The organism is Roseinatronobacter alkalisoli, from assembly GCF_028745735.1.
Lineage (GTDB): Bacteria > Pseudomonadota > Alphaproteobacteria > Rhodobacterales > Rhodobacteraceae > Roseinatronobacter > Roseinatronobacter alkalisoli.
On record NZ_JAQZSM010000008.1, the window covers coordinates 141,459 to 154,835 of the forward strand.

The window sequence follows — 13,377 nt, forward strand, 5'->3', positions numbered from 1 at the left end:
CCAAAGGAAGGAAAAGGAAGGGCCACACATTCCGGGGAACAGATCATGAGCGCAGTGCAGACACGACAGGTTGGGCCGGATGATGGCGGTCAAAGGCTGGATCGCTGGCTGAAGCGCCAGTTCCCGCAGATCACGCAGATCCTGATCGAGAAAGCCTGTCGCAAGGGCGAAATCCGTGTGGATGGCGGGCGGGTGAAGGCGTCCAGCCGCGTGGAAGCAGGCCAGACCGTGCGCATCCCCCCCCTGCCTGATACGCCTGCCGCACCGCCCGTTGCAAAAACGGGCATAGCCCCGGATGACGCCGAAATGATCCAGCGCGCCGTTATCTGGAAAGATGCCCATATCATCGCATTGAACAAACCTGCCGGACTGCCCAGTCAGGGTGGCAGCGGACAAGGTTCGCGCCATGTTGACGGACTGACCGAGGCGCTGACCTTCGGGTTCAAGGAACGCCCCGTTCTGGTCCATCGGCTGGACAAGGACACATCAGGGGTGCTGCTGCTTGCGCGCACGCCGCGTGTGGCCCGTCGTCTGGCTGAAGGTTTTCGCCACCGCGAAGCCCGCAAGATTTACTGGGCGCTGGTTGCGGGCGTGCCCCAGCCCGCAAAAGGCACCATCCGTTACGGGCTGCTGAAAACCGGCGGGCGCGGCGCGGGCGAAAAGATGCGCTGCATCCACCCCGCTGAAGTTGACCGGACCGAAGGCGCAAAACGTGCCATGACCGAATTCGCGGTTCTGGAACGGCTGGCCGGGCGCGCAGCGTGGATGGCCCTGTCGCCCATCACCGGGCGCACTCATCAGTTGCGCGCGCATATGGCCGAAATCGGCCATCCGATCATGGGTGATGGCAAATATGGCGGGTCGGCGCAGGAAAATCTGGGCGATGGCTGGGGCGCGGGCATCGGCGGCGCTGTCAGCCGCAAGCTGCATCTGCATGCGCGGTCGCTGCGCATCATGCACCCGGTCACGGATAATCTGCTGGAACTGACCGCCCCCCTGCCAGAACATATGGCGCAAAGCTGGAAACTGTTCGGCTGGGATGCGCGCGATGTGCCCGCCAACCCGTTCGAGGAAGATTCATGACCCGGCGCCTTGTCATTTTTGACGTGGATGGCACGCTGGTTGACAGTCAGACTCATATTCTGGCGGCAATGGCGCAGGCTTTCGCCGCCCTTGGCCAACAGGCACCCGCGCGTGAACAGGTGCTGTCGATCGTGGGTCTTTCGCTGCCTGTGGCCGTGGCACGGCTTGCACCGGGTATGGACGCAAGTGAACAGGCGCGCATGGTTGCCGCCTATAAGGACGCATTCAGTTCCTTGCGCGCCAAAGACCTGTCGCCCCTTTACCCCGGTGCGGCCGAAACGCTGGACGCACTTTCCAGGCAGGACGGGCTTGTCCTTGGCATTGCGACGGGTAAATCGCGGCGTGGGCTGGACCATCTGGTTGCGGCGCATGGCTGGGCGGGGCAATTCGCAACATTGCAGGTGTCCGATGACCACCCGTCAAAGCCCCATCCCGCGATGATCCATGCCTGCCTGCGTGAAACCGGCATTGCGCCCGAGCATGCCGTGATGGTGGGCGATACCACCTATGACATGGAAATGGCGCGCGCCGCGGGCATTCGCGGGCTTGGCGTCAGCTGGGGTTATCACCCGGCGGCGGCACTGGGTCCACATGTGATTGATGATTTCGCTGCTCTGCCTGCGGCATTGACGCAGATCTGGTCTATGGGGGTAGCATGAGCGGCTGGGCAAGGAAACGGTTCTGGAAAAATGCCGTGGTTGAAGCGGCGGATGGTAGATTTACCGTCACGCTGGACGGGCGGGCGTTGAAAACCCCTGCCAAGGCACCGCTGGTTGTGCCGACGCGCGCCTTCGCCGAACTGATTGCGGCCGAATGGCACGCGCAGGGCGATGTCGTCAATCCCGAAACCATGCCTGCCACACGCGCGGCCAATGCCGCAATCGACAAGGTGCGCGGCCAGAAGGCCGAAGTCACCGACATGATCGCTGCCTATGGCGACAGCGATCTGATCTGCTACCGCGCCGAAGCGCCCCAGAAACTGGTGGAACGCGAAGCGCAGGTCTGGGATCCGTTTCTGGACTGGGCGGCCCATCGTTATGGCACGCGACCGGTGGCATATACTGGCGTCATGCATGCGCCGCAGCCATCTGAATTGCTGGCAAACATGCAGGCCGATATCGAACGCCTTGACGCGTTCGAACTGACGGCCTTTCATGATCTGGTGTCGATGTCCGGGTCGCTGATCATCGGTCTTGCTACAATCGACAAATTCGCCACGCCGGAAGAATTATGGGCGGCGTCACGCGTCGATGAAGACTGGCAAACCGAACAATGGGGCGCGGATGAAGAAGCTGAAGCCTTGGCCGCTGGCCGCCAGAAGGCGTTTCTTGACGCGGCGCGCTTCTATTTCGCGCTTCAGTCCGCCTGATCCAGATCGCGCGGCACTATAAATGCCGCCACACGTCCGGACCCATAGCGCACGGACCCCCAGTCCGGCGCATCAAATTCAACGATCACAGTTGAGCAGGTCGGATATCTGGTAAATCCCGGATGGGTGGGCGGGCTGTCAACCAGCATGCGTGCAAACACCGCTATGCCGGGATTGTGGCCGATCATGATGACTGTATCCGCGCTGGCACTTTGCAGGATTTGCATCATCATATCCGGCCCGGCGTGATAAAGCGCCGCTTCAAACCGGGCGGGCACGGGCGCAGGGAATTCAGCGCTCAGGCGTTCCCATGTCTGGCGCGTGCGTGCGGCATCGGACACCAGTGCCTGCTGCGGCAGATGGCCGTTGCGCGCCAGCCAGCGCCCGATTTTCGGGGCAGCGCGTTGTCCGCGCGGGTTCAACGGGCGCATATGGTCTGAATCCAGCGGATTGTCCCAGTCAGATTTTGCGTGGCGCGTCAGAATCAGGCGCAAGGTCATGGGTGAAACTGCCTCATATGAAATGCAGATTGTTCGGATTGCCTGCCAAAGGCGCGCGATACAGGACAGGCAGCGCGCACGGCACAGCCCCCCGTCATGCAGCGCTGCCCGGCCGCACTGTCAAGGAAGGCATGGCAGGCTGGCACGTTATAGCCCTGTGGTGTCAATGCGCCCACGGGGCAGGCTGTGGCGCAGGGGCGCGCGCAGTCGGTGCAGGGGGGGGCAGGGGCCGCAGGCACGTCAACTCGGTCAGAAAACCCCAGTGCCCCACGGAACGATGCCCAAAGCCCCGCAGTGTCATGCACCAGAAATTGCACCGGCGACGACCATATGCGGCCTGTTGCCAGCGCCCAAGTATAGAACGGGTGCGGCGGTTGTGTCCCGAATGGATAGATGGCGCTGGCCCCCAGTTCCTGCGCCAGCGCATCAATAATGCGACGCGACCAGCGGTCCATCGGGTCTGGGGCACGGTCCATATATTCCGGGCTGGCGGTGAATTCCGGCCAGAAGCCCGGCTCATACGGGCCAAGCAGAACCAGCGTCTGAACCCCGTCGGGCAAAGCGGCCTGATCGCGTTGAACCGCACCCATCACGGCAAGGGCATGGGCCTGCGCCAGATCAGTGATGCGTTCCAGCGTCAGGGCCATGCATCAGCCCTGTGGTTTGACCAATGGCACGGTGTCGCGGATGATACTGCCCGCGCCGTGATCAGTGAACAGTTCCAGCAAACACGCATTTGGCGCGCGCCCGTCAAGAATGACCACGGCGCGCACACCGCCCGCTATTGCGTCAAGGGCGGTTTGGGTTTTCGGGATCATCCCGCCCGCAATCACGCCCTTTTCAGTCAGGTCGCGGACATGGGCGGGGCTAAGCTGGGTTACCACATCGCCGTTTTCGTCCTTCACGCCCGACACATCCGTCAGCAACAGCAGGCGATCGGCCTTCAGCGCGCCGGCAATCGCCCCAGCGGCAGTGTCACCGTTTATATTGAATGTCTCGCCTTCCAGACCCATGCCCAGCGGCGCGATGACCGGAATGAACCCGCCAGTGAAAAGGTGGTGCAGCAGTTCTGTGTTGATGGCGGCCGGACGCCCCACCAGACCCAGTTCGGGATCATCGGCTTCGCAGGTGACCATGCCGCCATCCTTGCCTGACAGGCCAACCGCCTTGCCACCTTCCAGTTGGATGGCCTGCACGATACGCTTGTTCACCGATCCAGACAGCACCATTTCAACGACATTCATGGTGGCCGCGTCGGTCACACGTTTACCGCGCACGAATTCGGACCGGATGTCCAGCTTTTGCAGCATTTCGTTAATCATCGGGCCGCCGCCATGCACGATGACCGGATTGACACCCACCTGACGCATCAGCACAACATCGCGCGCGAAGGATGCCATCTCTTCGGCGTCGCCCATGGCGTGGCCGCCGAATTTGATGACAACAATCGCGCCGGAATAGCGCTGCAAATAGGGTAGGGCCTCGGACAGCGTCCGGGCAGTGGTAAACCAGTCCTGTGTCATGGGGCGTTGCTTCTTCATGTTCATGTCAGATCCGCGATAATCGCGCGCAATGTGGGAATGCCGTCCCCCGATTCGGAAGAGGTGACGACGATTTCGGGATAGGCCGCCGGGTGCTTCGCAAGCGCGCTGCGCACCTGTTCCAATGTCTGGTCCTGCGCGGCTTTGCTGAGCTTGTCTGCCTTGGTCAGCACCACCTGAAAGGTGACAGCGGAATTGTTCAGAAGTTTCATGATTTCCGCATCCACCGGCTTTACACCATGGCGCATATCCACCAGCAGAAAGGCGCGTCGCAACGTGGCACGCCCCGACAGATAGGCTTTCAGCAGGCGCTGCCAGCGTTCCACAATGGGAATCGGTGCCTTGGCAAAACCATAACCTGGCAAATCCACCAGATAATGGCTGTCGCCCGCAGTGAAATAGTTGATTTCCTGCGTACGTCCGGGGGTGTTTGACGTGCGCGCGATGGCCTTGCGGCCGGTCAGCGCATTGATCAGGCTGGATTTTCCCACGTTGGACCGGCCCGCAAAACACACTTCCATCCGGTCGGCAGGGGGCAGGCCATCCATGGCAACGACCCCTTTCAGAAATTCCACCTGCCCGGTCAGCAGTTTCCGGCCCTTTTCAGCCAAATCCGCTGAAGGTTCTGCCGCGATGGGAAAGGGTAATTGTGTCATGCAGCAAGCTCCGGTTTGTCGCCCGCGCGGATGATGCCGCCGCGCGTTACGATGGCGTAGACGCCAAAATCAGTATGGCCATAGCCCGCATCCAGTTCCGCAAGCGTGTCAACATCAATCCGGCCAGTGGTGCAGTCTACCATCGTGGCGCGGCAGCGGGTAATGCGTTCGACAATCTTCAGCCGCGCATCCCCGATTGCCAGTTCACGGCCCAGCAGGTCAAATTCCTCCCAAGGGGCAAGCCCGTCCAGCCACAGATTGCCGCGCCAGCGATCCAGCCCAAGATCACAGCCCAGACGCTTGCCCAACACACGGTTGGACGCAAGATTCAGGATCGAGATGGATTCGAAGGCGGTATCCGTCATGCCGCGCCCGACTGTCACCAGCCGCACCGGCTGCGCCCGCCCGCCCGCCATCAGGGGGGCGACCCAGTTCAGGAAATCCGCCTGCCCCTGCGCGGTATCAGGGGCAAAGGACAGCGGGTTGCGGGCCGGATGGGTCAGGGACACCTGGCGCGTGGCCTCATCCAGTTGCGCGGAAATCGCCTGTAATGCGGGGGTCTTGGCCCCGCGCGTGAAATTCATGCACGGGTTCCAGCCATCGCGCAGGCGGGCTACTTCATGGACCACGGCCCAATGCCGGTCAAAGGGCAGGCAGCGCCCTGCGGACAAGGCAACATGTGCCAGTTCCTGCCGGCCATGCGCCTTTATGGGATGGCGAAAGATATGCGCCAGCCGCCACCCCACGGGCCTAGGTCTTTTTCTTCTTGGTGAAGATATTGCCCAGAATGTCAGGCCTGCTACCATTCATCGACATGATCAGATATTGCTGCGTGAAGGTGATGACGTTGTTCGCAATCCAGTACAGCACCAGCCCTGATGCGAACCACCCCAGCATGAACATGAATATCCACGGCATCCACATCATGACCGCCTGCTGAATGGGTTCCGTGGGTGTCGGGTTCAGTTTCATTTGCAGCCACATCGACACACCCAGAAGGATGGGCAGAATGCCGATGAATACCATTGCCAGAATGCTTTCGGGGTGCGGAGCGGCCCAGGGCAGCAAACCAAACAGGTTCATGACAGATGTGGGGTCAGGGGCGGACAGGTCGTTGAACACCCCGAACCATTGCGCATGACGCAGGTCGATCGTGACGAAAATCACCTTGTAGAGTGAGAAGAAGATGGGGATCTGCAGCAGGATCGGCAGGCAACCCGCAGCCGGGTTCACCTTCTTTTCCTTGTACAGTTTCATCATTTCCTGCTGCATCATCTGGCGGTCGTCGCCGGCACGTTCCTTCAGCGCCATCATTTCCGGCTGAAGTTCCTTCATCTTGGCCATGCTGACATAGGATTTCCACGCCAGCGGCAGCAGAATCGCCTTGATCAGCAGTGTCAGGGTTATGATGGACCACCCCATATTGCCGATGATTCCATTGATGAAATACAGCGTTGCAAAGATGGGTTTGGTCAGAAAGAAGAACCAGCCCCAGTCGATGGCATCGATAAAGCGTTCAATCCCTGAATCGCGTTCATAAGCGCGGATGATGCTCCATTCCTTGGCGCCGGCAAAGAACATCGTCTGAACCTGATCGGATTCGCCCGGTCCGACAACCAGCGTCGGCAGATCGGCACGGGTCTGGTAGACATCGCGCGAGGGAATATAGCGCGACACAGCAGAAAATGCCTGTCCGGGTTGCGGAACAAGGGTCGCCATCCAGTACTTGTCGCTGATTCCCAGCCAGCCGTTTTCGGCCACATCGGTCACGCGGGCATTCGTATTCTCGCGTTCATGAACGCGGAAATCACGGACGGCCTTGTATTTATCTTCGTTCAGTTTGCCATCGGCAACTTCGATGAAACCTTCGTGGCTGATGAAGAAGTTTTCCAGATCCGACGGTTCGCCATGGCGCGACAACAGGCCGTAAGGGGCAACGCGCGCGGTTGAATCGCTTGTATTTTCAACACCCTGCGTGATGGTAAACATGAAGTTTTCATCAACGTCATAGCGCTGGGTAAACCGGACGCCCTGATCATTGGTCCAGGCAAGCGTCACATGCGACCCCGGTGCAAGCCGCGTGCCTTCGACCAGTTCCCAGGGGGTGCTGGCGCCGGGCACATCGTCCCAGTCCATGTCGCGCCCCGGCCGCCAACCATGCAGCGCATAGAACGCTTCGCGCGAGCCTTCGGGCTTCAGCAGATGAACGATACCGGAACCTTCATCGACTGTTTCGCGGTAATCCCGCAATGCAAGGTCATCAATACGGCCACCGCGCAGGTTGATCGTGCCGACCAGCCGCGGGGTGTCGATGTCGATGCGCGGAAGCTCCGGCAGGCCATCGGCACCAATGCCTTCGACCATGGCCGGCGCCTCTGCCCCTTCTGCAAGCGGCAGTTCGGCCACCTCGGCGGGGTCTTGTGGTGTTGGTTCGGGGGGCGGGAACATCCACATCCAGGCAACCAGCACAAACAGGCTGAGAGCAAAGGCCAGAAGCAGATTGCGGTTCTGTTCGTCCATGAAAAGGCCGTTTCCTGTCACATCAAGGGTCGCGCCCGGTTCAACAGAAGCACCGGGCAAAGGTCAAGCGGTTTTCCCTGTTAAATCCGATCACAAGGTCAGATCAGGGGCCGCATTCAGCTCTGGGCGGGGTATATCGTTCCGCGCAAGGGCCAGGAAGTCGAAAAGCTGTGGGTCAGGCATATGCGACGGGCGGATATTCATCAAGGCACGGAACATCACATTCCGCCGCCCCGGACTGCGGCGTTCCCATTCATTCAGCAATGCCTTGACCTGCATCCGTTGCAGCCCTTCCTGTGAACCGCACAGGTCACAGGGAATGATCGGGTAGTTCATTGCGCGCGCGAAGCGGTCGCAATCATCTTCCGGCACAAAGGCCAGTGGCCGGTACACAAACAGATCCCCGTCTTCATTCACCAGCTTGGGCGGCATCGTCGCCAGACGCCCGCCATGGAACAGATTCATGAAAAAGGTTTCCAGCAAATCGTCGCGGTGATGGCCCAGAACAACGGCACTGCACCCTTCTTCGCGGGCGATGCGATACAGGTTTCCGCGCCGCAGCCGTGAACATAGCGCACAATAGGTGCGGCCCTGCGGTACCTTGTCCACGACAATCGAATAGGTGTCCTGATATTCTATCCGGTGCGGGATCTGCATGCGCGTCAGGAATTCGGGCAGCACTGTCGCCGGAAAATTGGGCTGGCCCTGATCCAGATTGCAGGCCAGCAGATCAACCGGCAAAAGCCCGCGCCATTTCAGTTCGATCAGCGCAGCCAGCAGCGTATAGCTGTCCTTGCCACCTGACAGGCATACCAGCCAGCGCGCGCCCGGTTCCACCATGCCATACTGGTCAATTACAGACCGGGTTTCGCGGATGATACGCTTGCGCAGCTTGCGAAACTCTGTCGTGTCCGGCGCGCCTTGCAGGATCAGGGGCAGATCAGCGGTTTCATCAAGCATACTGGGGTCCATCCTTGGTGCTGTGGCTATGCCATAAAAGGCACGGCACTGCAAAGTCAGTGGCGATGCCGTTCATGTTCATGATGTTGTTCATCATATGCCGGATCGGCCCCCGGCACAGGGTCATAGCCGGAACTGCCCCATGGATGACACCGTCCGATACGCCGGATCGTCAGCCATGCCCCCTTGATCGCGCCGTGCCGTTCCAGCGCTTCCAGAGCATAGGCGGAACAGGTCGGCTGATATCGACAGCCATGCCCGACCCAAGGGCTGAACACCACGCGGTAAAACCGCACCGGCAGCGAAAAGACCCAGGCCAGCGGGGTCATCGGGCTGGCCCATGCAGTTTTTTCAACGCGCGTTCAAGATCGTCACACATCGCGGAAAAATCACGGCTTACCGTCGCATCGGGGCGCCCGACCAGCACATAATCCCAGCCGACACGCCCGTGCCGCGCCATGACCATACGCGCGATTTCACGCAAGCGCCGTTTGGCGCGGTTGCGAATAACCGCATTTCCGACCTTCTTGGAACAGGTAAACCCCACGCGAAACGTGGCTTCGTCCCCGCGGGGACACGCCTGCACCAGAAAGGCAGGGCAAGGCACGCGCTTCGCTTTGGCCGCGCGCAAAAAATCCGTGCGCTTTTTAATGACAGCGGGTTTTGCATATGACAAAACCGCCGACGCATTCGCAGCGCAGGCGGCTTGCCCGGCCACATCTGCCTTCGGCGGTGTCATCCTGGTCCCTTCCGACCCGAAGCTACGGGTCAAATGCCTCAGGCCGACAGATTCTTGCGGCCGATGCGGCGACGTGCGTTCAGAATCTTGCGGCCGGCTTTGGTTGCCATGCGCGCACGGAAACCGTGACGACGCTTGCGGACCAGATTGCTGGGCTGATAGGTGCGTTTCATCGCTCCGTTCCTTCATTCCGGCAACCGCAATCCACCCGGATTCGGCCACCCATTCAATTACAGACCCGCCAGATACGGCCCCGAACCGCCCAAGTCAATTCGCAATCGCACGGTTTCAGGTTGAATTCCGCAAAAACCACTTCAGACTGTAACATTCGCGGCCATATCCTTGCAGGTGATCAACCTGTTGTGATCATGGTACCATGCGGGAAACAATTGCGCCATCTGATGCGAAGACAGGGTGAGCATATGAACAAGGATCACCGCGTGCACAATTCTGCCCCTTCGTCTTCGTCCGGCTGGCGCCAACGCCTGCCGCTGATAATCATCGTGATTGTTGCTGTGACCGGCGCAATCTTGCTGCGCGATCATCTGAGTTTCGATGCCCTGCGTGAAAACCGCGCGGCGTTGCTGGGCTTTCGTGATGCGAATTATGCGCTGACGGCGGCGGCCTTCGTGGCGGTTTATATTGCCATCGTCGCCTTTTCGTTGCCCGGTGCAACCGCTGCCACATTGACAGGGGGGTTCCTGTTCGGGGTGTTTCCCGGCGTGGCATTCAATCTGATTGCCGCCACAATCGGTGCCGTTCTGATATTTCTGGCGGTGCGTGCGGGTTTCGGCCGTGCCATGACCGCCAGAATCGATGCCAGCGACGGGCGCATGAAGCGCCTTATCACCGCCATCCGCGAAAACGAAGCGCCTGTACTGTTCTCCCTGCGCCTGATGCCGGTCCTGCCGTTTTTCGTCATGAATGTCATTCCGGCGCTTATCGGGGTGCGGCTGTCAGTTTTTGCGGCAACGACATTCTTCGGGATCATGCCCGGTGGTCTGGTCTATACATGGGTTGGTTCCGGTCTGGGAGAGGTGTTCGCCCGCGATGAAAGCCCGGATCTGGGCATCATATTCGAACCCTATATCCTTGGTCCCTTGCTGGCGCTTGCGGCCCTTTCTGTCATACCCGTTGTGGTGAAGGCCATGCGCAAGAAGGAATTCGGTACATGAGCAACCTGAAAACCGATATCTGTGTCATCGGCGGCGGTTCGGGCGGGCTGTCGGTGGCGGCAGGTGCCGCGCAGATGGGTGCGCGCGTCATCCTGATTGAAGGGCATAAAATGGGCGGGGATTGCCTGAATTATGGCTGTGTCCCATCCAAGGCGCTGCTGGCAAAGGCCAGGGCCGCCAAAGCACGCGGCACCATAGCGGAGGATGATTTTCGCGCCGCGATGGACCATGTGAATGCCACCATAGCGGCGATTGAACCGCATGATTCCGTTGAACGGTTCGAAGGGCTGGGTGTTCAGGTCATTCAGGGGTTCGCGCGGTTCACTGCCCCGGATACAGTCACGGTTGACGATATCACCATCCGCGCGCGGCGTTTTGTCATTGCGACCGGATCAAGCCCGCTGGTTCCCCCGATTCCCGGCTTGGACCGCGTGCCCTTCATGACAAACGAAACCCTGTTTGCGCAGAAGGAATGTCCCGGCCATCTGCTGATCATCGGTGGCGGGCCAATCGGGCTGGAAATGGCACAGGCGCACCGCAGGCTTGGTGCGAAGGTTACGGTTATCGAGGGGGAGAAGGCGCTGGGGCGCGAAGACCCGGACGCGGCAGCGGTCGTGCTGAAGCAATTGCGTCGTGACGGCGTGGAAATCATAGAGGACGCACAGGTTGAAAGTGTATCCGGCCACGCCGGCGCGTTGGAAGTGCAGGTCAGGGGTGGCACCATTTTTGCGGGTACGCATCTGCTGGTTGCGGTGGGCCGCAAACCCAATCTGGACAGGCTGGATCTGAATGTGGCGGGCATTGCGTATGACCGTGGCGGCATCACGGTGGGTACGGACCTGCGCAGCACCAATCGTCGCGCCTATGCCGTCGGGGATGTAGCGGGGCATGGGCAATTTACCCATCTGGCGGGCTATCACGCAGGGCTTGTCATCCGATCCCTGCTGTTCGCCCTGCCGGTGAAAGCGCGCCATGACCATATTCCCCGCGTGACCTATACTGACCCCGAACTGGCACAGATCGGCCTGACCGAAGCGCAGGCCCGCCAGAAATACGGCGGCCAGTTAAGTGTGCAGCGCATTGGTTACGACCAGATTGACCGTGCGCAGGCAGATGGACGCACAGATGGTTTCATCAAGCTGATGGTGGCGCGTGGCCGCCCGGTTGGCGTTACGCTGGTCGGCGCGCAGGCGGGAGAATTGATCGCTCCTTTCGCACTGGCAATCGCCAGTAATCTGAAACTCAGCGCGATGGCCGGAATGGTGCTGCCTTATCCGACATTGGCGGAAATCGGCAAACGTGCCGCAGGGGCCTATTTTTCACCCAAGCTATTTGATAACCCTACTGTGAAGCGCGTCGTCAGAACGGTGCAGAGATGGCTGCCCTGAGCATTGCCGCGCGTATGAGGGGGCATGTTCGTCAACACATTGTCGGGTCGGTTCCTGTTGCTTGCCGTTATCTTCGTGATGCTGGCAGAGGTGCTGATCTTTGCCCCGTCGATTGCGCGCTACCGCGAAGAGTACCTGCTCGCCCGGCTGGAGCGCGCGCAGATTGCATCATTGGCGTTGCTCGCCTCTGACGGGTCCATTGCCGGGGAACTGGCGGGCGAATTGCTGGAAAACGCAGGCGTCTATAACGTTGTGCTGCGCCGTGATGAAGTGCGCGAACTGGTGCTGTCATCGCCTTTGCCCGCGCCGGTCGATGCCACCTATGACCTGCGTATGGCCGGTGTGTTCAGTCTTGTCCGCGATGCATTTCAGGAACTTGCACAAAAAGAACCGCGCATTATCCGTGTCATCGGCGACCCGGTTCAGCGCGGTGGGTTGCTGATTGAAATCACGCTGGACACGCAAGATCTGCACCGTGAATTATGGGATTATGGCGGCCGTATCCTGCTGCTGTCGCTGGCGATTTCGATCTTCACCGCGCTGCTGCTGTTTTTCTCTGTGCGGATGTTTGTGGTTACGCCCATGCGCCGGGTGATCCAGTCGATGGCGGTCTATGCCGAATCGCCCCAGGATCAGACACGCATCATCACGCCCCGCTCCAGCATCCGGGAATTGCGCGATGCGGAAGAGGCGCTTCATCATATGCAGTCCGATCTGACGGGGCTGTTGCGCCAGAAGGACCGGCTGGCCCAGCTTGGCGGTTCGGTGGCACGAATCAGCCATGATCTGCGCAATATGCTGACAACCGCTTCCATGCTGGCTGACCGTATGGAAGCCAGCGACGACCCAAGGGTGAAACGCGCCGCACCCAAACTGGTGGGGTCACTGTCGCGAGCCATCAACCTGTGCGAAGCCACGCTGGCCTTCGGCAAGGCGGAAGAACCGCCGCCCCGCCTGTCGCGTGTCCAGCTTGCACCCCTTGTCGAGGATGTGTTCGAAAGCGAACGGCTGGCTGTATCAGATGCCGCGCAGGTAACATTTCTGGCCGATATTCCCGCAACGCTGCACCTGCGCGCCGACGAAGAACAGTTGTTTCGTGTGCTGCATAATCTGGTGCGCAATGCGCGTCAGGCATTGGAAGCCACCCGCCAACCCGGCGTGATCGAAATTTCGGCACAAGACAGTAAATCCGATGGTCAAAGCGGCTTTTGCATCCGCGTGGGGGACACTGGCCCCGGCCTGCCTGCGCGCGCGCGTGAGCATCTGTTTGAGGCCTTTCAGGGCGGGGTGCGCAAGGGCGGCGTCGGGTTGGGGCTGGCGATATCGGCGGAATTGGTGCGCGGTCATGGCGGGCGGCTGGAACTGACGCGATCAGATGAAGAGGGGACGGAATTCCGCATCTGGATGCCCAGTGCAGATTGACCGGATTTTTGTCCAAAAATACTT

Annotated in this window: 16 protein-coding genes; 6 read left to right on the plus strand and 10 right to left on the minus strand. The window is 60.2% G+C overall.

Translation table 11 applies throughout. From position 1 onward, the window contains the following. Positions 1 to 45: 45 nt before the first annotated feature. The 3 genes from PUT78_RS10910 to PUT78_RS10920 are packed head-to-tail and all read left to right on the plus strand — an operon-like array spanning position 46 to position 2,452. The gene (locus PUT78_RS10910; protein ID WP_274352296.1) at positions 46 to 1,083 is read left to right on the plus strand and encodes an RluA family pseudouridine synthase; all 1,038 of its coding nucleotides are present in this window, start codon (positions 46 to 48) and stop codon (positions 1,081 to 1,083) included. Next, positions 1,080 to 1,742, plus strand: coding sequence for an HAD-IA family hydrolase (locus PUT78_RS10915; protein ID WP_274352297.1), 663 nt, complete (start codon positions 1,080 to 1,082; stop codon positions 1,740 to 1,742). Before PUT78_RS10910 ends, PUT78_RS10915 begins: the two co-directional genes overlap by 4 nt. Further along, entirely contained in the window at positions 1,739 to 2,452 is a 714-nt protein-coding gene (locus tag PUT78_RS10920; protein WP_274352298.1) for an ATP12 family chaperone protein, read from the plus strand. Before PUT78_RS10915 ends, PUT78_RS10920 begins: the two co-directional genes overlap by 4 nt. Here the strand turns inward: PUT78_RS10920 and PUT78_RS10925 are convergent. From PUT78_RS10925 to rpmH, 10 genes are all read right to left on the minus strand, one after another. Further along, positions 2,440 to 2,952: a SixA phosphatase family protein gene (locus PUT78_RS10925; RefSeq protein WP_274352299.1), complete on the minus strand. Its 513-nt coding sequence runs from the start codon at positions 2,950 to 2,952 to the stop codon at positions 2,440 to 2,442. The two genes, PUT78_RS10920 and PUT78_RS10925, sit on opposite strands and share 13 nt — an antisense overlap. Continuing rightward, positions 2,949 to 3,599, minus strand: coding sequence for a ferredoxin (locus PUT78_RS10930; RefSeq protein ID WP_420793493.1), 651 nt, complete (start codon positions 3,597 to 3,599; stop codon positions 2,949 to 2,951). The genes PUT78_RS10925 and PUT78_RS10930 overlap by 4 nt, the downstream gene beginning before the upstream one ends. 3 nt (positions 3,600 to 3,602) lie before the next feature. Next, entirely contained in the window at positions 3,603 to 4,493 is an 891-nt protein-coding gene (gene argB, locus PUT78_RS10935; RefSeq protein ID WP_274352327.1) for an acetylglutamate kinase, read from the minus strand. Between the two features lie 2 nt (positions 4,494 to 4,495). After that, positions 4,496 to 5,149 carry a ribosome biogenesis GTP-binding protein YihA/YsxC gene (gene yihA / locus PUT78_RS10940; RefSeq protein ID WP_274352300.1) on the minus strand — a complete coding sequence of 218 codons (654 nt, stop codon included), beginning with the start codon at positions 5,147 to 5,149 and terminating at the stop codon, positions 4,496 to 4,498. Further along, positions 5,146 to 5,895 (minus strand): MOSC domain-containing protein, encoded by a 750-nt coding sequence (locus tag PUT78_RS10945; RefSeq protein WP_274352301.1) that lies wholly within the window; start codon positions 5,893 to 5,895, stop codon positions 5,146 to 5,148. Before PUT78_RS10945 ends, yihA begins: the two co-directional genes overlap by 4 nt. A 4-nt stretch (positions 5,896 to 5,899) precedes the next feature. Further along, positions 5,900 to 7,669, minus strand: a complete 1,770-nt coding sequence (yidC, locus tag PUT78_RS10950; RefSeq protein WP_274352302.1) for a membrane protein insertase YidC — start codon at positions 7,667 to 7,669, stop codon at positions 5,900 to 5,902. 90 nt (positions 7,670 to 7,759) lie between these two features. Next, entirely contained in the window at positions 7,760 to 8,629 is an 870-nt protein-coding gene (gene ttcA / locus PUT78_RS10955; RefSeq protein ID WP_274352303.1) for a tRNA 2-thiocytidine(32) synthetase TtcA, read from the minus strand. A gap of 56 nt (positions 8,630 to 8,685) precedes the next feature. After that, positions 8,686 to 8,958, minus strand: coding sequence for a membrane protein insertion efficiency factor YidD (yidD, locus tag PUT78_RS10960; protein ID WP_274352304.1), 273 nt, complete (start codon positions 8,956 to 8,958; stop codon positions 8,686 to 8,688). Further along, a complete protein-coding gene (rnpA, locus tag PUT78_RS10965) occupies positions 8,955 to 9,368 on the minus strand; it encodes a ribonuclease P protein component (RefSeq protein WP_274352305.1) in 414 nt (137 codons plus the stop codon). The genes yidD and rnpA overlap by 4 nt, the downstream gene beginning before the upstream one ends. Before the next feature lie 38 nt (positions 9,369 to 9,406). Continuing rightward, entirely contained in the window at positions 9,407 to 9,541 is a 135-nt protein-coding gene (gene rpmH / locus PUT78_RS10970; RefSeq protein WP_071797364.1) for a 50S ribosomal protein L34, read from the minus strand. A gap of 249 nt (positions 9,542 to 9,790) precedes the next feature. Between rpmH and PUT78_RS10975 the strand changes: the two genes are divergently transcribed. From PUT78_RS10975 to PUT78_RS10985, 3 genes are read left to right on the plus strand one after another with little or no spacing between them, the layout of a single operon-like run. Then, on the plus strand, positions 9,791 to 10,543 hold the full coding sequence (locus PUT78_RS10975) for a TVP38/TMEM64 family protein (protein WP_274352306.1): 753 nt from the start codon (positions 9,791 to 9,793) through the stop codon (positions 10,541 to 10,543). After that, complete coding sequence (locus tag PUT78_RS10980; RefSeq protein WP_274352307.1) at positions 10,540 to 11,931, plus strand: dihydrolipoyl dehydrogenase family protein; 1,392 nt, start codon at positions 10,540 to 10,542, stop codon at positions 11,929 to 11,931. The genes PUT78_RS10975 and PUT78_RS10980 overlap by 4 nt, the downstream gene beginning before the upstream one ends. Before the next feature lie 24 nt (positions 11,932 to 11,955). Then, complete coding sequence (locus PUT78_RS10985) at positions 11,956 to 13,353, plus strand: sensor histidine kinase (protein ID WP_274352308.1); 1,398 nt, start codon at positions 11,956 to 11,958, stop codon at positions 13,351 to 13,353. The last annotated feature ends 24 nt before the right edge of the window (positions 13,354 to 13,377 follow it).